The sequence below is a fragment of the Streptococcus criceti HS-6 genome (genome assembly GCF_000187975.2).
Lineage (GTDB): Bacteria > Bacillota > Bacilli > Lactobacillales > Streptococcaceae > Streptococcus > Streptococcus criceti.
In genome coordinates, this window is the sequence record NZ_AEUV02000002.1 from 402,243 (window position 1) to 426,973 (window position 24,731).

Sequence of the window (24,731 nt, forward strand, 5' to 3'; positions counted from 1 at the left end):
TATGGAAAATTTGATTGAAACTATTGAGAAATTTTTGGCTTACTCTGATGAAAAATTAGAGGAGCTCCATCAAAAAAATCAATCCTTAAAAGTGGAGGACTCTCATGAGGATTAAAACAGGCAACGGGACAGTAAAACTCTTTGCCTTTTTGGTTTTACTGCAAGTTTTTCTTGTTTCATTTTCGATAGCCAGAGGTGATCGCAATACTAAGGATGAGGAAGGACCAACAAGAAATTTTTCCTATGTCTATTTTGCTAAGACTCCCGCTAATCCTAATGTTTACACCAAGGTAAAAACTTATTTAGATCCTAACTTGACTAAACAAGACGGTCAGCTTCAGCCAGATTCAAAAATTATTATTAAGAAACTGCTTGAAAATAAAAAAGGGATGCCAATTTTTCAATTAGCTAACGGTAACTATGTCAAGGCTAGCTATCGAGACTTTTATGATGACCAGATAAAAAAACAAGAAGTTTTTAAAAAGTCAAAAAGTTATTGGACTCATGACAAGGTAACTCTTTACGACAAACCTTACGTTGCAGGACAAGTTCCTAAAAAAACAAATCTGCCAACCTATAGTAAAATTCAGGTAACTCAAAGGGCTAAAACTCAGCATGGCAGCTACCTCTATGTGCAGGGGCAGGGTTGGATTGATGCTAAGGCAGTTTCTAAGCATGATGATAGAATTAGGTTGATACAAGACCTGCTGCAGGCTAAGTACAATAAGGCAGATAAGTACAGTATCTACGTGAAGCAGCTTAATACTGGCAAGACTGCTCAAATCAATGCCGATAAGATGATCTATTCTGCCAGTGTCAGCAAGCTTCCTTTGCTTTACTATGTGCAGGAACAAATTAATAAAGGGAAAATTAAAAGTTCTCAGAATTTCACTTACACGCCAGCAGTTAATGATTTTAAGGATGCTTATAAGCCAGAAGGCAGCGGAAATCTTAGTAAAACGGCTGATAATAAGCCATACAGTGTCGGAGACTTAGAAAAACGAATTACTCGGTCTTCTGATAATGTTGCGACCAATATTTTAGGTTATTATGTAGCTCATCAATATGACAAGGATTTCCATAAAACCATCAAGTCAGCTATTGGTCAAGATTGGGACATGAAGAGCCGTAAGGTTTCTGCTAAGACAGCCGGCCTGATGATGGAGGCTATCTATAAGCAAAATGGTGATATCACCAACTACCTCTCTTCAACTGACTATGATGATCAGAGAATCTCTAAGGATATTTCTGTCAAGGTAGCCCATAAGATTGGGGATGCTTACGATTATCGCCACGATGTGGCTATTGTCTATGGTGAAACACCCTTTGTTCTATCTATCTTTACGGAAAATGCTAGCTATGATGATATTACAGCTATTGCTGATGATATCTACAGAATGTTAAAATGATTTATCAAAAGATTTTAAAAACCATTCAAAAAGAAGGTTATTTTACTGACCATGATAAGGTCTTAATAGCCGTATCCGGTGGAGTAGATTCAATGAATTTACTCCATTTCTTACATCAACATCAGCAAGATTTAGCAATCTCTATTGGCATTGCCCATGTTAATCATAAACAGCGAATTCAGTCTGATGAGGAAGAAGCTTATTTGAGAAAGTGGGCTGACCAGCATCAGCTGCCCTTTTTTGTCACTGATTTTACGGGAAAATTTTCAGAAAAGGCTGCGCGTTCCTTTCGTTATAGTTTCTTTAACCAGGTCATGCAGAAAGAAGGTTATACGGCCTTAGTGACAGCCCACCATGCGGACGATCAAGCTGAGACTATTTTTATGCGTCTTTTACGAGGAAGTCGACTCAGGCATTTGGCTGGTATGAAAATAATCCAAAACTTTGGCCCAGGTCAATTGATTCGTCCTTTTCTAAACGTTAAAAAGTCTGACCTACCTCGGGTTTTTCATTTTGAGGATGAGACTAATGCGAGTGAGAACTATCTGCGTAATCGGATTCGTAATATCTATCTCCCTAATCTAGCCCGAGAAAATCCTAATTTATCAACAGCCCTTAGAGAATTAGGTCAAGAGACAACGTATCTTTTAACAGCTCTCTCTGATTTAAGTTCTGAATTAGAAGCAACAAATTTGCAGACTTTTCAACAGAAAACCGCAGCTGTTCAATATTATCTTCTGCAAGATTATTTGAGCCAATTTACAGATTTGGAGTTGTCCAGAAGACAGTTTACAGCTCTTTTAGACAGGCTAAGAGAAAACAAGCGGGAGGAAGATAGCTACCTAAAATCAGGCTACTATCTACATTTGAGAAAAGAGCAATTTTGGCTTGATAAAATCGGCCCTGAGACGGATAGCACTTTTGCAAGGAAAGTGTTAGAATATGGCAAAATCGTCAGTATTGGTCAAAATAGTTTTGAATTTAATCAGACAGGAGAGGTTCCCTTAACCAGTCTGAAACCTATTATTTTACGGCCAAGACAATCTGGTGATCGGATTGATTTTGGCGATTTTCATAAAAAGTTACGCCGTCTTTTTATTGACGAAAAAATTCCATCAAAAGAGCGTAATAAAGCCATTGTAGGTGAACAGGATGGCATCCTTCTCTTTGTCCTTGTCAATGGACACTTATATTTGAGAAAAGCTCCCCAGTGTGTTACAATTAAAGCTAAATTGTGTATAAAAACTAAAGAAATTGGTGATTTATGACCTTAGATAACGATATTGAAAAAGTGCTTTATTCGTCTGAAGAAATCACGGCTAAGGCTGAGGAACTTGGTAAGCAATTAACAAAGGACTACCAAGGGAAAAATCCTTTACTTGTTGGCGTTTTAAAGGGAGCTGTTCCCTTTATGGCTGAATTGATTAAGCATATTGATATACATATTGAAATTGACTTTATGGTGGTTTCATCATATCAAGGTGGCACCCAAAGTAGCGGTGAAGTTAAAATTCTAAAAGATGTTGATACTAATATCGAAGGCCGCGATGTCATCTTTGTCGAAGATATTATCGATACAGGAAGAACACTCCTTTATCTGCGAGATATGTTTAAATACCGTAAGGCTAAGTCTATTAAGATTGTCACCCTCTTTGATAAACCTGAGGGTCGAGTTGTAGATATTGATGCTGACTACGTCTGCTATGATGTTCCTAATGAATTTGTAGTCGGGTTTGGTCTTGATTATGATGAAAAATATCGCAATCTTCCCTATGTCGGTGTTCTCAAGGAAGAAATTTACGCAAACTAAGTATTAGAAAGTTTTTAATTAGCCAATGAATAATAAAAATAAAAATGGGCTTGTCAAAAATGCCTATATTTATCTGGTTGTCATTGTTTTGGCAGTGACAGCTGCAAACTTTTATTTTAGCAGTTCCTCTGGCCAGACTAGAGAAGTTGGTTACTCAACCTTGGTTAAGGAAATAAAAAAAGGTGAGATCAAATCGGTTACTTATCAACCTAGTGGTAGTGTTGTAAAAGTGACTGGTGATTATGCCAAGGCTAAGAAGGTTTCGTCAAATAGCTCAAGTTTCAACCTTTTGAATTCTGATAGTTCTGAAAAGGTTACAAAATTCACTTCAGTTATTTTACCCAGCGATTCTTCCATGAATCAATTGGAAAAAGCAGCTGATGAATCTGGTACTAAAATTAAGGTGGTCCCTGAAAGTTCCAGTGGGGCAATCATGTCCTATGTCTTTAGTCTCTTTGTTCCATTACTTATTATGGGACTGCTCTTCTATTTTATGATGAGTCAAGGAGGCGGCGGTGGAGCTCGTGGTGCCATGAGCTTCGGTCGCAACAAGGCTAAGGCTGCTAGCAAGGATGATATTAAGGTTCGTTTTTCTGATGTTGCTGGTGCAGAGGAAGAAAAGCAAGAACTGGTTGAAGTTGTTGACTTTTTAAAAAATCCGAAGAAGTATCGGGCTTTGGGTGCCCGCATTCCGACAGGTGTTCTCCTTGAAGGCCCTCCCGGAACTGGTAAAACTCTCCTAGCTAAGGCAGTTGCCGGTGAAGCTGGTGTTCCTTTCTTCAGCATTTCAGGTTCTGATTTTGTGGAAATGTTTGTCGGTGTCGGTGCTAGCCGGGTTCGTTCCCTTTTTGAGGATGCCAAGAAAGCTGAGAGAGCTCTGATTTTCATCGATGAAATTGATGCTGTCGGTCGCCGTCGCGGTGCCGGTATGGGCGGCGGAAACGATGAACGTGAACAAACTCTTAACCAACTCCTAGTCGAAATGGATGGTTTTGAAGGTAATGAAAGTATCATTGTCATTGCTGCAACCAACCGGAGCGATGTCCTTGATCCAGCTCTTCTTCGTCCTGGACGTTTTGACCGGAAAGTTTTAGTTGGTCGTCCTGATGTCAAGGGTCGAGAAGCTATTCTTAAAGTCCATTCTAAAAATAAACCATTAAAGGATGATGTTGACCTCAAGGTGATTGCCCAGCAAACTCCAGGCTTTGTTGGTGCGGACCTTGAAAATGTCTTGAATGAAGCTGCCCTTGTTGCGGCTCGTCGCAATAAAACCAAGATTGACGCTAGCGATATTGACGAAGCTGAAGACCGCGTTATTGCAGGTCCTTCTAAAAAAGATAAAAAGGTCTCTGAAAAAGAACGGCAAATTGTGGCTTTCCACGAAGCTGGCCATACCATTGTTGGTTTGGTTCTCTCAAGTGCTCGAGATGTCCATAAGGTTACCATCGTTCCTCGAGGGCGTGCCGGTGGCTACATGATTTCCTTACCTAAGGAAGATCAGAACCTCCTTTCTAAGGATGAGTTGAAAGAACAATTGGCTGGTCTTATGGGTGGTCGTGTTGCTGAAGAAATTATTTTTAATGTTCAAACTTCGGGTGCTTCAAATGACTTTGAACAAGCCACTGCCCTAGCTAGGGCTATGGTAGCTGAATATGGTATGAGCGATAAACTTGGACCTGTTCAGTATGAAGGCAATCATGCTATGAATCCAGGTCAAATGCCAACTGATAAGTCTTATTCTACTCAAACAGCTGTTATGATTGATGAAGAAGTTCGCCAACTCTTGAATGAAGCCCGTAATAAGGCTGCCGATGTTATCAATTCTAACCGCGAAACCCATAAGCTGATTGCAGAAGCTCTGCTCAAATATGAAACTTTGGATGCTGCCCAAATTAAATCTATCTACGAAACAGGTAAGATGCCTGAAGAGGATTTAGAAAATTCGGGAGATGACAACCATGCTCTTTCTTATGATGAAGTGAAAGAAAAAATGTCTGAGACCGATAGCAGCAGTGATAATTAAGAAAAGGAGAGAGGTTCTCCTTTTTCTTTTGTTTTCGAATATCTCTGTTTTAGGTCTTAAATTTTGCTTTATCTCAAAAAGTATTTACAATCATTTTTCCCTATGATAAACTTACAACTATAAAAAATTCAAGGAGAGATAAGTGAATATTTTTCGAAAAAAAGACCCGCGTCAAGCCAAAGCAGAAATGGCTAGAAGTTTAGGGGTTATTGACCTCGTTTTTCTTGGTTTGGGTTCGATGGTGGGAACAGGTATCTTTACTATTACTGGTATTGGTGCTGCTAACTATGCTGGACCAGGTCTGGTTATTTCCATTATTATTGCTGCTGTTGCTGTTGGTATTTCGGCCCTCTTCTTTGCAGAATTTGCATCTCGCTTACCTGCAAACGGCGGCGCCTATAGCTATGTTTATGCAACTTTAGGAGAGTTTCCAGCTTGGATGGTCGGTTGGATGATTATAATGGAATTCCTGATTGCCATTTCCAGTGTTGCTTCAGGCTGGGGAGCTTACTTAAAGGGGCTTTTGGCCAGTTTTAATATTACCTTGCCTACAGCACTTAATGGAACTTTTGATCCAAGTAAAGGGACCTATGTTGATTTGTTACCTGTCTTGGTTATGGTAGCTGTAACAGCTCTGGTTATGATGAATTCTAAATCAGTTTTACGCTTTAATAGCTTCTTGGTTATCTTGAAATTTTCAGCTTTAGCCCTCTTTATTATCGCTGGTTTCTTTTTTATCAAACCAGATAATTGGTCAAACTTCATGCCTTTTGGATTTGGTCAACTTTATGGTGGTAAGACGGGAATTGTTGCTGGAGCATCGATTATGTTTTTCGCCTTTCTTGGTTTTGAATCGTTGTCTATGGCAGTTGACGAGGCTAAGGAACCGCAAAAAACAGTTCCTCGCGGAATTACTCTATCTTTGATTATTGTGACGATTGTCTATATTGTGGTTACCCTTGTTTTAACGGGTATTGTTCATTACACTAAGCTTGGTGTTGCTGATGCTGTTGCTTTTGCCCTGCGTCATGTTGGCTTGTCATGGGCTGCTAACTACGTTTCGACTGTAGCCATTTTAACCTTAATTACCGTTTGTATTTCGATGACCTACGCTCTTTCACGAACAGTTTATAGTATTAGTCGAGATGGACTTTTACCGAAATCCTTCCGCCATATTTCAGAAAAATCGAAGATTCCAGATAATGCGACACTATTAGTTGGAATCTTCGCCATTATCTTTGCTGGTATTGTTCCTCTAGCAGCTTTGGCAGAGTTTGTTAATATCTGTACTTTAGCTTATTTGATTGTCCTTGCAGTAGCCTTGATTAAGCTGCGTCAGGACAAAGGAACCCCCCAGAAGGATCAATTTAAGACACCTTTAGTCCCAATTTTACCGATTATTTCAATCATTATCTGTCTATCTCTCATGAGTCAATTTATGACTGTTACCTGGATCGCCTTTGGTATTTCTGTGCTTATTGGTCTTCTTATCTATTTTCTTTATGGTTATAAAAATTCTGAGAGTGGGACAAAAATTAGTAAATCATGATAAAATCACGATTTTGATTTTCCACGCTCTCCCATTTTAAGACTCAGATCTCAGCTATTTTCCTGCTTCTAAGTGGTAGGCTTTGGCAGTCTGGGGATAGACTGCTAAGTTCCACTGGAGCATTTCAATTCCACCTTCACACAGTTGATATTGATTTTCTCAAACAGTCTCTCAGATTGTTTGACCTATCACTTGCGTCTACTTTAAACAGCCCATTGCATTATTTAAAGTGGATGCTTAAAAACTATAAGAAGCCCCATTGTAGAAGGCCAAACAGCAGTGGTTCATTGGTGCAAAAGTACCTAATGAATGCAGAGGGAAGACTAGAAGTCGATATAACCAACAAGTTCTACTCTTAATCACTGCGTCAATCTGGTAATTCTAGATCAGTATAAAAGAAGCAGAACTTGTCTCAACCTTATATAAAAATTTCGACAACAAAATTAAAGAACGAACAGAGCTAGATTTTTAATAACGAAAAATCTAATTTTGTTCATTTTTTATTTCTCTATATTTAAGAAACATAAGTAATGGCAAATAATTTCCAAAATGAAAATTATTTTTATCTCCAATTTTATTATCCTATCCTAGCACTACTTTTTAAAATAAAAAAATTTAATAAAAAGTATTGACAGAGCGGTAGGTGTTTGCTAGAATAAAGGAGCTGTCCTCGACAGGGGACAAGACCTTTGAGAACTGAATAGAGACGAACCAAGACGTGCGGGTTAAGAGATTAACCTGTCAAGGAACAATAAACGGATAAGCCAGAGTGCTTAGCCGGACAAACTAGCATTAATGAGAGTTTGATCCTGGCTCAGGACGAACGCTGGCGGCGTGCCTAATACATGCAAGTGGAACGCTTCTTTTTTACCGAGTGCTTGCACTCACAAGGAAGAAGAGTCGCGAACGGGTGAGTAACGCGTAGGTAACCTGCCTGGTAGCGGGGGATAACTATTGGAAACGATAGCTAATACCGCATAATAGTGATTAACTCATGTTAATGACTTGAAAGGTGCAATGGCACCACTATCAGATGGACCTGCGTTGTATTAGCTAGTAGGTAGGGTAAAGGCCTACCTAGGCTGCGATACATAGCCGACCTGAGAGGGTGAACGGCCACACTGGGACTGAGACACGGCCCAGACTCCTACGGGAGGCAGCAGTAGGGAATCTTCGGCAATGGGGGGAACCCTGACCGAGCAACGCCGCGTGAGTGAAGAAGGTTTTCGGATCGTAAAGCTCTGTTGTAAGAGAAGAACGTTGAGTAGAGTGGAAAGTTACTCAAGTGACGGTATCTTACCAGAAAGGGACGGCTAACTACGTGCCAGCAGCCGCGGTAATACGTAGGTCCCGAGCGTTGTCCGGATTTATTGGGCGTAAAGCGAGCGCAGGCGGTTTAGTAAGTCTGAAGTTAAAGGCATTGGCTCAACCAATGTTTGCTTTGGAAACTGTTAAACTTGAGTGCAGAAGGGGAGAGTGGAATTCCATGTGTAGCGGTGAAATGCGTAGATATATGGAGGAACACCGGTGGCGAAAGCGGCTCTCTGGTCTGTAACTGACGCTGAGGCTCGAAAGCGTGGGTAGCGAACAGGATTAGATACCCTGGTAGTCCACGCCGTAAACGCTGAGTGCTAGGTGTTGGGTCCTTTCCGGGACTCAGTGCCGGAGCTAACGCATTAAGCACTCCGCCTGGGGAGTACGACCGCAAGGTTGAAACTCAAAGGAATTGACGGGGGCCCGCACAAGCGGTGGAGCATGTGGTTTAATTCGAAGCAACGCGAAGAACCTTACCAGGTCTTGACATCCCGATGCCATCCCTAGAGATAGGGAGTTACTTCGGTACATCGGTGACAGGTGGTGCATGGTTGTCGTCAGCTCGTGTCGTGAGATGTTGGGTTAAGTCCCGCAACGAGCGCAACCCTTATTGTTAGTTGCCATCATTGAGTTGGGCACTCTAGCGAGACTGCCGGTAATAAACCGGAGGAAGGTGGGGATGACGTCAAATCATCATGCCCCTTATGACCTGGGCTACACACGTGCTACAATGGTTGGTACAACGAGTCGCAAGCCGGTGACGGCAAGCTAATCTCTGAAAGCCAATCTCAGTTCGGATTGGAGGCTGCAACTCGCCTCCATGAAGTCGGAATCGCTAGTAATCGCGGATCAGCACGCCGCGGTGAATACGTTCCCGGGCCTTGTACACACCGCCCGTCACACCACGAGAGTTTGTAACACCCAAAGTCGGTGAGGTAACCTTCGGGAGCCAGCCGCCTAAGGTGGGACGGATGATTGGGGTGAAGTCGTAACAAGGTAGCCGTATCGGAAGGTGCGGCTGGATCACCTCCTTTCTAAGGAAAAACTAAGTAACGGAGGGCGTTTAAAAGCGACTTGATTTTAGGAAACCAAGGCAGTATGCTTGCATACAAGGTGGTTTATCTAAATCACAAGCTTTTAGCCCGAGTACAATTTAGCCGATAAGGTTAATGGTACCCTTATTTAGCTACGGAAGCACGTTTTGGGGAGTGTCTATTTAGTTTTCAGAGGTTTTGTGGGGCCTTAGCTCAGCTGGGAGAGCGCCTGCTTTGCACGCAGGAGGTCAGCGGTTCGATCCCGCTAGGCTCCATTATCTAGGATACAAAGAGATGTTCGGCTTGCCGAAATTTCTGTAGAAAAATAGGAAATCGACGCAGTGTGTCTTGCACACAAGGAGATTTATCTTTTTTCCTAAGAAATTAATCTCGTGTTCAACTAGATAAGCTGATATTAGAATACGATCCTAAACTTTCTAGGAATAAGTCAAAACCACCTAGTGTCTTAGCGACACGTCGTTGGTTGTCTCCTTATTCTACGCAAGTTTTGCGACAGGTCGCACCGGATCTTGATATCATGCACTTGTCCATTGACAATTGAATATCTATCAAATAGTAACAAGAAAATAAACCGAAACGCTGTAAATATTTAATGAGTTAATTAATAAGGTTAAGTTAATAAGGGCGCACGGTGGATGCCTTGGCACTAGGAGCCGATGAAGGACGTGATTAACGACGAAATGCTTTGGGGAGCTGTAAGTAAGCAGAGATCCAGAGATATCCGAATGGGGGAACCCGGCAACTACAGGTTGTCATCACTAATTGTTAAGATTAGTTGAGGGAAGACGCGGTGAACTGAAACATCTCAGTAGCTGCGGGAAGAGAAAGCAAAAGCGATTGCCTGAGTAGCGGCGAGCGAAAGGGCAAGAGGGCAACCAGGATGTTTACATTCTGGGGTTGTAGGACTGCAATGAGGACTTATAGATGATAGAAGAAGACTCTGGGAAGGGTCGCCAAAGAGAGTAACAGCCTCGTATTTGAGATCGTTTATAAGCCTAGCAGGATCCTGAGTACGGCGAGACACGAGGAATCTCGTCGGAAACTGGGAGGCCCATCTCCCAACCCTAAATACTCCCTAGTGACCGATAGTGAACCAGTACCGTGAGGGAAGGGTGAAAAGCACCCCGGAAGGGGAGTGAAAGAGAACCTGAAACCGTGTGCCTACAAGAAGTTCGAGCCCGTTAATGGGTGAGAGCGTGCCTTTTGTAGAATGAACCGGCGAGTTACGTTATTGTGCGAGGTTAAGTTGAAGAGACGGAGCCGTAGGGAAACCGAGTCTGAATAGGGCGAGTGAGTACAATGATGTAGACCCGAAACCAGGTGACCTACCCATGAGCAGGGTGAAGGTGAGGTAAGACTCACTGGAGGCCCGAACCAGAGTACGTTGAAAAGTGCTTGGATGACTTGTGGGTAGCGGAGAAATTCCAAACGAACTTGGAGATAGCTGGTTCTCTCCGAAATAGCTTTAGGGCTAGCGTCGACATTGAGAATCTTGGAGGTAGAGCACTGTTTGGGTGAGGGGTCCATCCCGGATTACCAATCTCAGATAAACTCCGAATGCCAAGTATTTATGGTCGGCAGTCAGACTGCGAGTGCTAAGATCCGTAGTCGAAAGGGAAACAGCCCAGACCACCAGCTAAGGTCCCCAAATAATTGTTAAGTGGAAAAGGATGTGGGGTTGCACAGACAACTAGGATGTTAGCTTAGAAGCAGCTATTCATTCAAAGAGTGCGTAATAGCTCACTAGTCGAGTGACCCTGCGCCGAAAATGTACCGGGGCTAAACAATTTACCGAAGCTGTGGATTCCGAAAGGGATGGTAGGAGAGCGTTCTATGTGTGATGAAGGCATACCGTGAGGAGTGCTGGAGTGCATAGAAGTGAGAATGCCGGTATGAGTAGCGCAAGACAGGTGAGAATCCTGTCCACCGTAAGACTAAGGTTTCCAGGGGAAGGCTCGTCCGCCCTGGGTTAGTCGGGACCTAAGGAGAGACCGACAGGTGTATCCGATGGGCAACAGGTTGATAGTCCTGTACTAGAGTATAGAGTGAAGGAGGGACGCAGAAGGCTAACTCAACCAGACGATTGGACGTGTCTGGCCAAGCAGTGAGGCGTGAACTGAGTTAAATGCTTAGTTCTGTAACGTTGAGCTGTGAAGGGGAGCGAAGTTTAGTAGTGAAGTGAGTGATGTCACGCTGCCAAGAAAAGCTTCTAGCGTTAATGTATACTCTACCCGTACCGCAAACCGACACAGGTAGTCGAGGCGAGTAGCCTCAGGTGAGCGAGCGAACTCTCGTTAAGGAACTCGGCAAAATGGCCCCGTAACTTCGGGAGAAGGGGCGCTGGCTTAAAGTCAGCCGCAGTGAAAAGGCCCAAGCAACTGTTTATCAAAAACACAGCTCTCTGCGAAATCGCAAGATGAAGTATAGGGGTGACGCCTGCCCGGTGCTGGAAGGTTAAGAGGAGTGCTTAGCGGTAACGCGAAGGTATGAATTGAAGCCCCAGTAAACGGCGGCCGTAACTATAACGGTCCTAAGGTAGCGAAATTCCTTGTCGGGTAAGTTCCGACCCGCACGAAAGGCGTAATGATTTGGGCACTGTCTCAACGAGAGACTCGGTGAAATTTTAGTACCTGTGAAGATGCAGGTTACCCGCGACAGGACGGAAAGACCCCATGGAGCTTTACTGCAGTTTGATATTGAGTATCTGTACCACATGTACAGGATAGGTAGGAGCCATAGAAGCCGGGACGCTAGTTTCGGCAGAGGCGCTGTTGGGATACTACCCTTGTGTTATGGCTACTCTAACCCGATTGGCTAAACGTCAATGGAGACAGTGTCTGACGGGCAGTTTGACTGGGGCGGTCGCCTCCTAAAAGGTAACGGAGGCGCCCAAAGGTTCCCTCAGATTGGTTGGAAATCAATCGCAGAGTGTAAAGGTATAAGGGAGCTTGACTGCGAGAGCGACAACTCGAGCAGGGACGAAAGTCGGGCTTAGTGATCCGGTGGTTCCGCATGGAAGGGCCATCGCTCAACGGATAAAAGCTACCCTGGGGATAACAGGCTTATCTCCCCCAAGAGTTCACATCGACGGGGAGGTTTGGCACCTCGATGTCGGCTCGTCGCATCCTGGGGCTGTAGTCGGTCCCAAGGGTTGGGCTGTTCGCCCATTAAAGCGGCACGCGAGCTGGGTTCAGAACGTCGTGAGACAGTTCGGTCCCTATCCGTCGCGGGCGAAGGAAATTTGAGAGGATCTGCTCCTAGTACGAGAGGACCAGAGTGGACTTACCGCTGGTGTACCAGTTGTTCTGCCAAGAGCATTGCTGGGTAGCTATGTAGGGAGGGGATAAACGCTGAAAGCATCTAAGTGTGAAGCCCCCCTCAAGATGAGATTTCCCATGATTTTATATCAGTAAGAGCCCTGAGAGACGATCAGGTAGATAGGTTGGGAGTGGAAGCATGGTGACATGTGAAGCGGACCAATACTAATCGCTCGAGGACTTATCCAAAGGTATTGACAGCGAGAGGTTGAGCTTGGTACAATAGATAGGTATTCAATTTTGAGTGCACAAACAATCCAGAGGATTGTTTGGGTTGGGGAATCAGGAAACGACGTTTCCCACCTAACCCATTCATAGTTAAGTGATGATAGCCTAGGAGAGACACCTGTTCCCATGCCGAACACAGCAGTTAAGTCCTAGCACGCCTGAAGTAATTGGGGGTTGCCCCCTGTGAGATAAGGGAGTCGCTTAGCGATAGGGAGTTTAGCTCAGCTAAGGAGGACGGAAGTTCGACTTTGTCGAAGCGTTAGCGCACGACAGGGACCAGTTTGAGCTAAGCCCCGCGAGGGAGTTTAGCTCAGCTGGGAGAGCATCTGCCTTACAAGCAGAGGGTCAGCGGTTCGATCCCGTTAACTCCCATGATTAAGTAATGAGGACGTAAAAAAAGCGGTTGATTTTAGGAATCGCTCAGAGGTTTAAGGACTTCAAGAGGATTGCTCTCAATACTAGCTTTTTAGTTCGAATAGAATTACTTGAATAGGTCCCGTGGTGTAGCGGTTATCACGTCGCCCTGTCACGGCGAAGATCGCGGGTTCAATTCCCGTCGGGACCGTTAGTAAGAGGAGACTCGTTAGCTCAGTTGGTAGAGCATTTGACTTTTAATCAAAGGGTCACTGGTTCGAGCCCAGTACGGGTCATAGATGCGGGTTTGGCGGAATTGGCAGACGCACCAGATTTAGGATCTGGCGCTTAACGGCGTGGGGGTTCAAGTCCCTTAACCCGCATAGGAAGCAATAGGCCGGCTTAGCTCAGTTGGTAGAGCATCTGATTTGTAATCAGAGGGTCGCGTGTTCAAGTCATGTAGCCGGCATTTGCGAACGTAGTTCAGTGGTAGAACATCACCTTGCCAAGGTGGGGGTCGCGGGTTCGAATCCCGTCGTTCGCTTGAGGATTTGCCGGGGTGGCGGAACTGGCAGACGCACAGGACTTAAAATCCTGCGAAGGGGAACCTTCGTACCGGTTCGATTCCGGTCCTCGGCATAATAGCATAGATAAGCACCCTTGGCTCAACTGGATAGAGTACCTGACTACGAATCAGGCGGTTAGAGGTTCGAATCCTCTAGGGTGCATCAGATACGGGAAGTAGCTCAGCTTGGTAGAGTACTTGGTTTGGGACCAAGGGGTCGCAGGTTCGAATCCTGTCTTCCCGATTTTTGGCGGTGTAGCTCAGCTGGCTAGAGCGTCCGGTTCATACCCGGGAGGTCGGGGGTTCGATCCCCTTCGCCGCTATTATTAGGATATGGGTGACTTTGGACCTTTAGCTCAACTGGTTAGAGCACTCGGCTCATAACCGAGCGGTCGTAGGTTCGAGTCCTACAAGGTCCATATTACTTAGTTATTTTCAATTGGAGGATTACCCAAGTCCGGCTGAAGGGAACGGTCTTGAAAACCGTCAGGTGTGTAAGAGCACGCGTGGGTTCGAATCCCACATCCTCCTTTAATATCATCGCGGGATGGAGCAGTTAGGTAGCTCGTCGGGCTCATAACCCGAAGGTCGTAGGTTCAAATCCTGCTCCCGCAATACCTGATAGGGTAGGGAGGCTCGGTAGCTCAGTTGGTAGAGCAATGGATTGAAGCTCCATGTGTCGGCGGTTCGATTCCGTCTCGCGCCATTTAGTTTTAATTAGCGGGTGTAGTTTAGTGGTAAAACTACAGCCTTCCAAGCTGTTGTCGCGAGTTCGATTCTCGTCACCCGCTTTATAATGAAAATTATAAACCAAACAAGAGTTTGGGCGCATAGCTCAGCTGGTTAGAGCGCACGCCTGATAAGCGTGAGGTCGGTGGTTCGAGTCCACTTGTGCCCATTAGCGACAAAGGTCCGTTGGTCAAGGGGTTAAGACACCGCCTTTTCACGGCGGTAACACGGGTTCGAATCCCGTACGGACTATTGTTGGAGAATTACTCAAGAGGCTGAAGAGGACGGTTTGCTAAATCGTTAGGTCGGGAAACTGGCGCGGGGGTTCGAATCCCCCATTCTCCGTATTAGTGAAGTAACGAGTTATCGGAAGATATCTCGTTTTGTTTATATAAAAAAGAGGTCCCTTATGAAAAAAATTAGATTTTCCCGTGTCGTTACCCTATCTGTGACAAGTCTATTAATCGCTTTGGTGCTTCTTTTTTTTATTTTTAGAAATACGGTAATTATAAAAAATATTACTATCCCTATCAGTGGTGTAACTTCAAAAGTTGATAAAGTTATTTCTTATCCGTTTCAATTAATTTCTACGGCAAAAGATGACCTAATTGATTTATTTAATACCTATGATGAGAACGAGTCTTTGAAGAGAAATCTTGCTGAGATGAAGGATCAGTCATCTGATTTAAGTACTTTAAAAGAGGAAAACAAGAGTTTGTCAAAAGCTTTGGAAGTTGAAAAGAACTTTTCTAGCTACAAAACGATTACCAGTAAAGTTACTGTTCGCTCCACCTTATCTTGGTATGAAAGCTTAACAATCAGTGTTGGAAAATCAGATGGGGTGTCAGACAATATGTTGGCTGTTTCTGATGGTGGCTTGGTTGGCAGAGTTTCTAACTTAACTAGCTCTGATTCAAGTCTTCAATTGGTTTCTAATTCGGAAGGGACTTATGAGATTCCAGTTAAGATGACGGGCTCAGCAGGTGATGTCTACGGTATTTTAACAGGTTATAATGCTAAGAAGAATGTTTTAATCATTGAAGAATTGAATGCAGATAAGGAACTTAAGAAGGATGACAATGTTATAACGAGTGGTTTAGATGGTAAAAGTATTGCTGGTATCAGTGTTGGAAAAATATCATCTATTAGCGATGCTAAAGAGCTAAGTAAGCGGAAGGTTTATGTTACTCCAACAGCTGATTTGGATAATATCAGTTATGTTACCCTGATTGGAAATTAAAATGAAATTGCTAAAAAATAAATGGTTCATCTCAGTTCTGACTTTTTTTCTCTTGTTAATTGATGGACAGCTTTCAGATTTATTGACGACTTTAACTGGGCGTTATGCCTTTTTGCGTGTTCATCTTCTTATAATTTTTATGTTCTTACTTTTGAGATTTTTAGACACTGACTTTTTCGCTTATCTTTTGGGTTTTATTCTTGGTCTTATTTATGATAGTTATTATCTAAATTTTATTGGAATTACCTTTTTTATGCTCCCTCTTTTAGTCTATTTGATAAAAAGAAGCAAAAAATATTTTGTAACTCCTACAAGAAGTTTCTTGGCCTTCTTTCTACTCTTATTTTTGTTTGAGGTTGGCTGTTATGGCTTGGCTTTTCTCTACCATCTAACTACCTATAGTCTTTTATCATTTGTAACCTATCAGCTAGCAGAGACTCTGCTTCTAAATGTGATTATTTTTGTCATTTTAGACAAATTTGTCCATAGAAATAGCGCTAAATAAACATATAACTGTAATATAGGCGTAACAATAAAAGGGTCAGTTTCTGATATAATATAGAGGTCTTATCAATATGGGAGTAGTTTAATTAACATGAAAAAACGTATTTTATCAACAGTATTGCTTAGTGGTGTTGCTCTTACAGCAGCTACAGCTGTAAAAGCCGATGATTATGATACAGCGATTGCTAATCAAGATTCTGTAATCAGTAACTTGGCGGCTCAGTCACAGGCTGCACAAGCTCAGTCAGCTATGGTTCAAAATCAGTCAGCTGTTCTTGCAGGACAGAATGCTGAACTTGAGGCACAAAACAATGAACTTCAAGCTCAGTCAAATACTCTTGCAAGTGAAATTCAAGACTTGTCAGCTAAAATTGTTGCTCGTAACGCTTCTATTCAGGCGCAAGCACAAAATGCTCAAAAGAATAACACAGCAACAGGTTATATTAATACGATTTTGAACTCAAAATCAATTTCGGAAGCTATCAGCCGTATTGTTGCTGTTCATGAAGTTGTTTCTGCAAGTCAAAGTCAGTTGGCTCAACAACAAGCCGATCAGGCTGCGCTTGAAACAAAACAAGCCGAAAATCAAGCTGCTATGGACCAAGTTGCTGCTAACCAAGCAACAATCCAAGCTAACCAATCAGCACTTGCTCAACAGCAGGCTGTGCTTGAATCTGCACAAGCTGCTATCTCAGCAGAAATTGCTAATGCACAAGCTAATAAGCAAGCTCTTGTGGCAGCTAAATCAACAGCTGAGTCACAAGCTGCTAGTGCTGCAGCATCTGCATCTGCTGCAAGTTCAGAGTCAGAAGCAGTTGCCGCATCTCAAGCTGCTGCTCAATCAGAAGCCGCTGCTCAGCAAAGTCAACAACAACCTGCTGATAACCAATCTGCTTCAGCTGAAACATCTGCTTCAGAAGCTGCTACTGATGCACCAACAACTGATACTTCAGAAGCGCCAGCTCAAGATCAACAGCAACAAGAAGCTACACCAGCTCCAGCTGCTGAAGATTCAAGTGCAAGTCAAGAAGCTGCTCCAGCACCGGCACCAGCGCCTGCTGCACCGGTTGATGATACTAATACTTATCCAGCAGGTCAATGTACTTGGGGTGTTAAATCATTAGCATCTTGGGTTGGTAACTATTGGGGTAATGCAAACCAATGGGGAGCTAGTGCGGTAGCTGCTGGTCATACAACTGGTTCAACTCCACAAGTTGGTTCAGTTGTTGTTTGGCCAAATGATGGTGGTGGCTATGGACACGTTGCTTACGTGACTTCTGTAAATGGTTCTACTGTTACTGTTAATGAAGCTAACTATGCTGGTAACCAATCAATTGGTGATTATCGTGGAAGCTTTGATATTAACTCTTCAGGTGAACACTACTTTATCTATCAATAATAAGTTAATTTTTAAGGGGAGGCCATCAAGGTTCTCTCCTTTTTCGGATTCTTTTCATTCCTTTTTGTTAGACATTGAAATTCAAAGGGAAAAACGTTAAAATAGTGAAGGATAAAATCTTTGGAGGAAGTCATGTCATTTAATAATTTGAAGCTCTTTGCCCTCTCTTCTAATCAAGAGTTGGCTGAAAAGGTGGCGGATTCTATTGGAATTCCTTTGGGAAAGGCAACGATTCGACAGTTTTCAGATGGTGAGATTCAGGTCAATATTGAGGAATCTATTCGTGGACATCATGCTTTTATTCTTCAATCAACGAGTTCGCCAGTTAATAATAACTTGATGGAAATATTAATCATGGTGGATGCTCTTAAACGGGCGAGTGCTGAGACTGTCAGTGTAGTGATGCCTTATTATGGTTATGCTCGGCAAGACCGAAAAGCTCGCTCACGGGAACCAATCACTTCTAAATTGGTGGCTAATATGCTTGAAGTAGCTGGTGTTGATCGCCTTTTGACTGTCGATTTGCATGCTGCTCAAATACAGGGTTTCTTTGACATTCCTGTTGACCACCTGATGGGTGCTCCACTGATTGCTGATTATTTTATTCGCCATGGCTTTGTTGGTAAGGATGTTGTTGTTGTCAGTCCTGACCATGGAGGTGTTACCCGTGCCCGTAAGTTGGCTCAATGCCTCAAAACACCAATTGCTATTATTGACAAACGTCGCAGTGTCGATAAGATGAATACTAGTGAAGTGATGAATATCATTGGGGATGTCAAAGGAAAGACTTGTATCCTCATTGATGACATGATTGATACAGCTGGTACTATTTGCCATGCGGCAGATGCTTTGGCTGAAGCAGGGGCGACTGAGGTTTATGCCTCTTGTACTCACCCAGTCCTTTCGGGGCCTGCTTTGGATAATATTGATAAGTCTGCGATTAAAAAATTAGTTGTTTTGGACACTATTTATCTGCCAGAAGAGCGTTTGATTGATAAGATTGAGCAAATCTCAATTGCTGATTTAATTGGTGAAGCTATTATTCGTGTTCACGAAAAACGTCCACTTTCTCCACTTTTTGAATTTGAACTTTCTAAATAAATTAAAGGCCTGTGCAAGCAGGCTTTTAATATGTATTTGTGGGCTTGCTGGAATTTTTAATGATTTACTGTATAATAGAGTTAATATTTCATAGGAGATGGCATTATGGATTTAACAAAGCGTTTCAATAAAAATTTAGAAAAAATTGAAGTTTCTTTAATTCGACAGTTTGATCAGTCGATTTCTTCGGTGCCTGGAATTTTAAAAATGACTCTAGGAGAACCTGATTTTACAACGCCTGATCATGTTAAAGAGGCTGCTAAGGCAGCGATTGATGCTAATCAGAGCCACTATACAGGTATGGCTGGACTCTTGGAATTACGTCAAGCAGCGTCGAACTTTGTTAAGGAAAAGTACAATCTGGTTTATAATCCTGATTCAGAAATTCTTGTGACAATTGGAGCAACAGAAGCCCTATCTGCTACTTTGACTGCTATTTTGGAGCCTGGTGATACTGTTTTATTGCCTGCTCCTGCTTATCCGGGTTATGAACCAATTGTTAACCTTGTTGGTGCTGAAATTGTTGAAATTGACACAACTGATAATGATTTTGTTTTGACACCTGAGCAATTAGAGAAGGCTATTCTTGAGCAGGGAGATAAGCTTAAGGCCGTACTTTTAAATTATCCAACAAATCCGACAGGAGTGACCTATTCACGTGAGCAAATTAAGGCTTTTGCGGATGTCTTGAAAAAGTATGATGTGTTTGTAGTGAGTGATGAGGTATATTCGGAGCTAACTTATACTGATGCGGGACACGTTTCTATTGGGGAATATCTACCAGATCAAGCTATCGTTATCAATGGCTTGTCTAAATCTCATGCGATGACAGGATGGCGGATTGGTTTTATCTTTGCACCTGAGATATTCACTCAGCAGTTGATTAAAAGCCATCAATATCTAGTTACGGCTGCAACGACCAATGCTCAGTTTGCTGCTATTGAGGCTCTGACAGTCGGTAAGGATGATGCTCTGCCAATGAAGGAAGAATATATCAAACGTCGGGATTATATTATCAAAAAAATGGTTGAGATGAATTTTAAAATCATTAAACCAACGGGGGCCTTCTATATATTTGCTAAAATTCCAGTACCGGAGGGACAGGATTCTTTTCAATTCTTGAAAGATTTCGCCCATCAAAAAGCAGTTGCCATGATCCCAGGGGTGGCTTTTGGAAAGTATGGTGAAGGTTACTTGCGAATTTCCTACGCAGCTAGCATGGCAACTATCCAAGAGGCTATGAGACGGTTAAAGGAATTTATGGAACAGTATGCAGACTAAGGAATCACGTGGTCTAGTCCTCTTTAATCGCAACTACCGTGAGGATGATAAGTTGGTTAAAATTTTTACGGAGATGGCTGGTAAGCGAATGTTTTTCGTGAAACATATTAGTCGGTCTAAGTTAACCTCGGTCATCCAGCCTTTGACAGTAGCTGATTTTCTCATGAAAATTAATGATGCTGGCTTATCGTATATTGATGATTACAAGGAAGTTCAGATTTTTAAGACCATTAATGAGGATATTTTTCGTTTGTCTTATGCTAGTTATATCGTGTCTTTGGTAGATGCAGCTATTGATGATGGCCTCCGTGATGCTCCCCTTTTTGATTTTCTAGTTAAGACCTTGGAGATGATGGAGCAGGGGTTAGACTATGAGATTTTGACCAATATTTTTGAAATACAGATTTTAGAGCGTTTTGGTGTTCGCCTAAATTTTCATGAATGTGTCTTTTGTCACCGTATCGGTCTGCCTTTTGATTTTTCTTACCAATATTCGGGGCTTCTTTGCCCTCAGCATTATGAAAAGGATAGCCATCGCAGTCATCTAGATCCCAATGTTCTCTATCTTTTAGATCGTTTTCAAACCATCTCTTTTGATGATTTGAAAACAATTTCGGTTAAACCTGAAATGAAGCGAAAATTGCGGAAGTTTATTGATGATATTTATGAAAATTATGTTGGGCTACATTTAAAATCCAAAAAATTTATTGATGATTTATCTAGCTGGGGCGATATTATGAAATAAGTGAAAGATCTGGATTAGTAAGGTCTAGGTCTTTTTCTTGGCTCTTGGGTATGATAAAGTTAGTAAACCTATGAATAGGATATTGATAAAGTTAATTGGATTAAAACGTTTTGCTAAATTTGCTGGGACTTGTTACTAACTGGGGATGAAAAGCGGGGTAAATTATGCTATAATACTGACACTAAAGAGACTGAAAAGGGGATCGAAATGAAGACAATTGCTGTGGATGCTATGGGCGGAGATAACGCCCCCCAGGCTATTGTAGAGGGGGTAAATCAAGCCCTTGGTGAATTTACGGATATCGAGATTAAACTTTACGGTCATGAAGAAAAAATAAAAAAATATTTAAAGGCCAGTGATCGTGTTTCGATTGTCCATACCGAAGTAAAAATCGATTCGGATGATGAGCCAGTCAAGTCCATTCGACAAAAGAAAAATGCCTCCATGGTCTTGGGAGCTCAAGCTGTTAAGGATAGTCAGGCTGATGCAGTCATTTCTGCTGGTAATACAGGGGCTCTTCTAGCAGCTGGACTATTTGTTGTTGGTCGCATCAAAGGGATTGATCGGCCAGCCTTACTGTCTACTATACCAACTATTGATGGGGGAAACTTTGTTATGTTAGACTTGGGAGCCAATGCTGAAAACACGGCTCAGCACCTCCATCAGTATGGCATCTTGGGCTCCTTCTATTCGGAAGCTGTACAAGGGATAACTAAACCTCGGGTTGGTCTTTTAAATAATGGGACTGAAAGTACCAAGGGAGATCCCTTGCGTAAAGAGGTTTATGACCTTCTGTCCAAGGAGCCTGCAATTAATTTTATCGGAAATATTGAAGCGCGTGAACTTCTTAACGGGATAGCTGATGTTGTTGTAACAGATGGTTTTACTGGTAATGCTGTGTTGAAAACCATTGAAGGAACTGGTCTCTCTATTCTTTCTGCTTTGAAATCCGCTATCAAAAATGGCGGGAAAAAGGCAAAATTAGGAGCTTTCTTCCTTAAAGATAGCCTCTATAGCATGCGGGAGATTATGGATTATTCTTCAGCTGGAGGGGCTGTTCTGATTGGACTGCAGGCTCCTGTTGTGAAATGCCATGGTTCTAGTGATGCTACATCTGTTTATTATACTATCAAGCAGGTCCGCACTATGTTGGAAAACAAGGTTGTAGATAAGATTGTAGATGAATTCTCTAAGGAGGACCATTGATAAGAAAGGAGAAAAAAGTAAATAAAAATGGAGCTGATCGGACTCCCCTAACACCCTTACTATATACTTTATGAATCTTCTTGAAAGGAGAGCAAATGACCAGAAATGAAATTTTTGACAAGATTAGTCAAATGATTAAGGAACAAATGCATCATGAGGACATGGAGGTAACAGAAGATACATCTTTAAAGGATGAACTTGGCGTTGATTCTATTGATCTAATGGAATTTGTCGTCAATCTTGAAGATGAATTTTCTGTCGAAATTCCAGATGATGACATTGAAGATATAGTAAAGTTGGGAGATATGTTAGATTACTTAGAAGGTCGAATTGGAAAATAAGGAAGTCGAGGCTGGAAAAAAGTATTCCAGCCTTCTATTTTTGCAGTAATAGCAGTTTGACGCAGTGGCTGGGAGTAGGACTTGGTGACTATTACCCCTGCACAGTTCATTAGGTGCTTTAGCTAGCACCAATGAAGCACTGAGGTCCTAACCCCTTGTTAGCGACCATCCTAATCAATTGTGCGAGGATGGGAGTAAAATGGTCTGGGGAGAGACCATTTCAGGTCACAACCTTAAAATCAGGACGTGGTGAGAACCAAAATTTTCAATTTTTTGGGTTGATTCTACTCCCCTTTTTGTTTGCTGGGAAAAAGGAAATTTTAATCTTTGTTTAAGTTTTAGAATCTTAACTTTTTCTGTAAATAAAGATACAAGATTGTTATTTAAACGATACTAATATTTGATAAAATAGAGATGAGAGATGAAGGGTAATAAAAGCTAGAAGGAGGGCCTTTATGCCTTTCAAATCAACAATTGGTCCCAGAATTCGTCAGACTAGAGAAAGCCGAAATCTCTCTCGAGACTCAGTCTGTCGCGATGGTAGTCATCTGACTGTTCGTCAGTTAATTCGTATTGAAAAGGGAGAATCGTTACCATCACTAGAGAAGTTGGCTTACATTGCTAAGCAGTTAAAGGTCGAACTTTCTGATTTATTAGCGGAGGAAAGCCTAGTTATTCCGGCTGATTATTTTGAACTCAAGCATCGTTTAGTAAAATTTCCCACCTATGGCGATCCTGAACGAGTGGAGCAAAAACAGGCCATGATTGAAGAAGCCTATGAGAAGTATTTCACGGTATTGCCCGAGGAGGAACTGCTCTTTTTAGACCTTTCGGAAAAGATTTTAAATTGGAGCCAAACGCAAAAGATAGTAGATATCAAAGGAATTTATGAGGACGCTTTCGAGCAGATTCAAAGGAAAAAAGTCTATACTATGAATGACCTCATGGTTGTTGGCTACTACTTGTTTGGAATTCATAACAAAAAATATTATGATAAAAAACTTTTCAATAAGTTAAAAAATCGTCTACTAGAGCAAGAACCTTCGACAAATGAGCTCTATAATATTGACCTCTTATCAATTCTTATTTCAGTCTTAGGTGTTTATGTACAACATGGGAATTATCAGGCAACTCTGCCGGTGATCAAGAAGATTTACCAGCTGATTGAGAAGACCCAACAGCCTATCTATCGGCCTAGTGTTATGATGGTGGAGGCTAAATACTATCTTAATATTGAGGAGGACAAAGAGAGGGCTACTCAACTTTATGATCAAGCCATTAACTTCGCAACCTTGTTGGGAGATGAGGTTTTAGCAGATGGTCTGCGTGATGAAAAAGCTGAGGATGATCTAGTCTAGTGACATGAATGTCACTTTCTTTTTGGTGAAGATTTTATATAATGAAAATATCGAAAAGAAAGGATAGAGAAAATGAAAAGGTTAGTTGCAATTTTGTTGCTAGCAGCAACGATGGTTTTGTTTACCTTTTAGGTGAACGCATTAGCAAAATTAAAGAGAAACGAGGTTTTAAAAAGGCCTCGTTTTTATGATGGATTGAAGCAAGTTTTTCACACAGTGAAAAACAATAAAACCACCAGCGTAGTTGATTTTGAAACTATTTAGCGTCGAAAGTAGTCTATCATGGGGTTTTTTAGTAACAAGTCTGGGAAAATTGAGTGCTTTCAGACTAAAACCGAACATTAATAATAATGTAATATTATATTGTTTGTAAAATGTTGAATAAGCTACTGAGTTGTGTTAAAATCTAGGGTAACAAACATGGAAGGCGAACATTCTGATGAAAAAACAACTGATTTACACAGGTAAGGCCAAAGATATTTATAATACGGAAGACGAGAATGAGATTGTAGCGGTTTACAAGGACCAAGCAACCATGCTCAATGGAGCTCGTAAGGAGACCATTAAGGGCAAGGGGGTACTCAACAATCAAATCTCGTCTTTAATCTTTGAGAAATTAAATGCGGCAGGTGTGGCTACCCATTTTGTTAAGCAATTATCAGAGACTGAACAGCTCAACAAGCGAGTTAAAATTATTCCTTTGGAAGTCGTTCTTAGGAATTATACGGCGGGTTCTTTTGCTAAACGTTTTGGTATGGAAGAAGGCATCAAATTTGGAAGTCCAATTGTTGAATTCTACTACAAAAATGATGATTTAGATGATCCCTTTATCAATGATGAACATATTAAGTTTTTGGGGATTGCCACTGATGAGCAAATCGCCTTTCTCAAGGAAGAGACTCGCCGCATCAATGAACTCTTGACAGGCTGGTTCGGCCAAATCGGTTTGAAATTGATTGATTTCAAGTTGGAATTTGGTTTTGACAAGGATGGAAAGATTATTTTGGCAGATGAATTTTCGCCAGATAACTGCCGTCTTTGGGATGCCCAAGGCCATCACATGGATAAAGATGTTTTCCGCAGGGATTTAGGGAATCTGACTGATGTCTATGAAGTTGTTTTGGAAAAGTTGCAAGGTCTAGACTAGGCTGATTGGCTAAGCAGATAGAAATACGAGTTAGGAAATTTAAAACGAAGGATTTA

General features: G+C 42.1%; 16 protein-coding genes, 19 tRNA genes and 3 rRNA genes. All 38 read left to right on the forward strand.

Annotated features, from left to right (window positions below):
* The first annotated feature begins 1 nt into the window (after window position 1).
* Window positions 2-115 (forward strand): SP_0009 family protein, encoded by a 114-nt coding sequence (locus STRCR_RS01935; RefSeq protein WP_004226303.1) that lies wholly within the window; start codon window positions 2-4, stop codon window positions 113-115.
* Window positions 105-1,409: a serine hydrolase gene (locus STRCR_RS01940; protein ID WP_004229782.1), complete on the forward strand. Its 1,305-nt coding sequence runs from the start codon at window positions 105-107 to the stop codon at window positions 1,407-1,409. The genes STRCR_RS01935 and STRCR_RS01940 overlap by 11 nt, the downstream gene beginning before the upstream one ends.
* Window positions 1,406-2,677, forward strand: coding sequence for a tRNA lysidine(34) synthetase TilS (tilS, locus tag STRCR_RS01945; RefSeq protein ID WP_004228411.1), 1,272 nt, complete (start codon window positions 1,406-1,408; stop codon window positions 2,675-2,677). Before STRCR_RS01940 ends, tilS begins: the two co-directional genes overlap by 4 nt.
* Window positions 2,674-3,219, forward strand: a complete 546-nt coding sequence (gene hpt / locus STRCR_RS01950; protein WP_004227471.1) for a hypoxanthine phosphoribosyltransferase — start codon at window positions 2,674-2,676, stop codon at window positions 3,217-3,219. The genes tilS and hpt overlap by 4 nt, the downstream gene beginning before the upstream one ends.
* Before the next feature lie 25 nt (window positions 3,220-3,244).
* Window positions 3,245-5,242 carry an ATP-dependent zinc metalloprotease FtsH gene (ftsH, locus tag STRCR_RS01955; RefSeq protein ID WP_004226139.1) on the forward strand — a complete coding sequence of 666 codons (1,998 nt, stop codon included), beginning with the start codon at window positions 3,245-3,247 and terminating at the stop codon, window positions 5,240-5,242.
* A gap of 142 nt (window positions 5,243-5,384) precedes the next feature.
* Window positions 5,385-6,791: an amino acid permease gene (locus tag STRCR_RS01960; RefSeq protein ID WP_004229144.1), complete on the forward strand. Its 1,407-nt coding sequence runs from the start codon at window positions 5,385-5,387 to the stop codon at window positions 6,789-6,791.
* Window positions 6,792-7,582: 791 nt separating this feature from the next.
* Window positions 7,583-9,139 (forward strand): 16S ribosomal RNA (locus tag STRCR_RS01965).
* 202 nt (window positions 9,140-9,341) lie between these two features.
* A tRNA-Ala gene (locus STRCR_RS01970) sits at window positions 9,342-9,414 on the forward strand.
* 354 nt (window positions 9,415-9,768) lie between these two features.
* Window positions 9,769-12,666 (forward strand): 23S ribosomal RNA (locus STRCR_RS01975).
* Between the two features lie 129 nt (window positions 12,667-12,795).
* Window positions 12,796-12,911, forward strand: a 5S ribosomal RNA gene (rrf, locus tag STRCR_RS01980).
* Together the 16S, 23S and 5S rRNA genes with 19 tRNA genes alongside form the textbook arrangement of a ribosomal RNA operon.
* A gap of 93 nt (window positions 12,912-13,004) precedes the next feature.
* Window positions 13,005-13,077: transfer RNA gene (locus STRCR_RS01985), tRNA-Val, on the forward strand.
* A 120-nt stretch (window positions 13,078-13,197) separates the two neighbouring features.
* Window positions 13,198-13,270 (forward strand) — tRNA-Asp (locus tag STRCR_RS01990).
* A gap of 12 nt (window positions 13,271-13,282) precedes the next feature.
* Window positions 13,283-13,355, forward strand: a tRNA-Lys gene (locus STRCR_RS01995).
* Between the two features lie 5 nt (window positions 13,356-13,360).
* Window positions 13,361-13,442, forward strand: a tRNA-Leu gene (locus STRCR_RS02000).
* 13 nt (window positions 13,443-13,455) lie between these two features.
* A tRNA-Thr gene (locus STRCR_RS02005) sits at window positions 13,456-13,528 on the forward strand.
* 3 nt (window positions 13,529-13,531) lie between these two features.
* Window positions 13,532-13,603: transfer RNA gene (locus tag STRCR_RS02010), tRNA-Gly, on the forward strand.
* A 9-nt stretch (window positions 13,604-13,612) separates the two neighbouring features.
* Window positions 13,613-13,698 (forward strand) — tRNA-Leu (locus STRCR_RS02015).
* A gap of 15 nt (window positions 13,699-13,713) precedes the next feature.
* Window positions 13,714-13,787, forward strand: a tRNA-Arg gene (locus STRCR_RS02020).
* A gap of 7 nt (window positions 13,788-13,794) precedes the next feature.
* Window positions 13,795-13,868 (forward strand) — tRNA-Pro (locus STRCR_RS02025).
* Between the two features lie 5 nt (window positions 13,869-13,873).
* Window positions 13,874-13,947: transfer RNA gene (locus STRCR_RS02030), tRNA-Met, on the forward strand.
* A gap of 22 nt (window positions 13,948-13,969) precedes the next feature.
* Window positions 13,970-14,043 (forward strand) — tRNA-Ile (locus tag STRCR_RS02035).
* A gap of 22 nt (window positions 14,044-14,065) precedes the next feature.
* Window positions 14,066-14,155 (forward strand) — tRNA-Ser (locus STRCR_RS02040).
* A gap of 10 nt (window positions 14,156-14,165) precedes the next feature.
* Window positions 14,166-14,239: transfer RNA gene (locus tag STRCR_RS02045), tRNA-Met, on the forward strand.
* Window positions 14,240-14,257: 18 nt separating this feature from the next.
* Window positions 14,258-14,330, forward strand: a tRNA-Phe gene (locus STRCR_RS02050).
* A 14-nt stretch (window positions 14,331-14,344) separates the two neighbouring features.
* Window positions 14,345-14,415 (forward strand) — tRNA-Gly (locus STRCR_RS02055).
* A 33-nt stretch (window positions 14,416-14,448) separates the two neighbouring features.
* Window positions 14,449-14,522, forward strand: a tRNA-Ile gene (locus STRCR_RS02060).
* A gap of 11 nt (window positions 14,523-14,533) precedes the next feature.
* A tRNA-Glu gene (locus STRCR_RS02065) sits at window positions 14,534-14,605 on the forward strand.
* Window positions 14,606-14,610: 5 nt separating this feature from the next.
* Window positions 14,611-14,698, forward strand: a tRNA-Ser gene (locus STRCR_RS02070).
* Window positions 14,699-14,762: 64 nt separating this feature from the next.
* Window positions 14,763-15,593: a rod shape-determining protein MreC gene (gene mreC, locus STRCR_RS02075; protein ID WP_004227481.1), complete on the forward strand. Its 831-nt coding sequence runs from the start codon at window positions 14,763-14,765 to the stop codon at window positions 15,591-15,593.
* A 1-nt stretch (window position 15,594) separates the two neighbouring features.
* The gene (gene mreD, locus STRCR_RS02080; protein WP_004226063.1) at window positions 15,595-16,098 is read left to right on the forward strand and encodes a rod shape-determining protein MreD; all 504 of its coding nucleotides are present in this window, start codon (window positions 15,595-15,597) and stop codon (window positions 16,096-16,098) included.
* 90 nt (window positions 16,099-16,188) lie between these two features.
* Window positions 16,189-17,496 (forward strand): CHAP domain-containing protein, encoded by a 1,308-nt coding sequence (locus STRCR_RS02085; protein WP_004229378.1) that lies wholly within the window; start codon window positions 16,189-16,191, stop codon window positions 17,494-17,496.
* A 132-nt stretch (window positions 17,497-17,628) separates the two neighbouring features.
* A complete protein-coding gene (locus STRCR_RS02090) occupies window positions 17,629-18,597 on the forward strand; it encodes a ribose-phosphate diphosphokinase (protein ID WP_004226341.1) in 969 nt (322 codons plus the stop codon).
* 105 nt (window positions 18,598-18,702) lie between these two features.
* On the forward strand, window positions 18,703-19,878 hold the full coding sequence (locus STRCR_RS02095; RefSeq protein WP_004225243.1) for a pyridoxal phosphate-dependent aminotransferase: 1,176 nt from the start codon (window positions 18,703-18,705) through the stop codon (window positions 19,876-19,878).
* Entirely contained in the window at window positions 19,868-20,623 is a 756-nt protein-coding gene (recO, locus tag STRCR_RS02100; protein ID WP_004226755.1) for a DNA repair protein RecO, read from the forward strand. Before STRCR_RS02095 ends, recO begins: the two co-directional genes overlap by 11 nt.
* 207 nt (window positions 20,624-20,830) lie before the next feature.
* Window positions 20,831-21,829: a phosphate acyltransferase PlsX gene (gene plsX, locus STRCR_RS02105; protein WP_004225475.1), complete on the forward strand. Its 999-nt coding sequence runs from the start codon at window positions 20,831-20,833 to the stop codon at window positions 21,827-21,829.
* A 95-nt stretch (window positions 21,830-21,924) separates the two neighbouring features.
* Window positions 21,925-22,170 (forward strand): acyl carrier protein, encoded by a 246-nt coding sequence (locus STRCR_RS02110; RefSeq protein ID WP_004229666.1) that lies wholly within the window; start codon window positions 21,925-21,927, stop codon window positions 22,168-22,170.
* A 455-nt stretch (window positions 22,171-22,625) separates the two neighbouring features.
* A complete protein-coding gene (locus tag STRCR_RS02115) occupies window positions 22,626-23,528 on the forward strand; it encodes a helix-turn-helix domain-containing protein (RefSeq protein ID WP_004227297.1) in 903 nt (300 codons plus the stop codon).
* A gap of 439 nt (window positions 23,529-23,967) precedes the next feature.
* Window positions 23,968-24,675, forward strand: a complete 708-nt coding sequence (purC, locus tag STRCR_RS02120) for a phosphoribosylaminoimidazolesuccinocarboxamide synthase (protein WP_004229631.1) — start codon at window positions 23,968-23,970, stop codon at window positions 24,673-24,675.
* Window positions 24,676-24,731 lie beyond the last annotated feature (56 nt).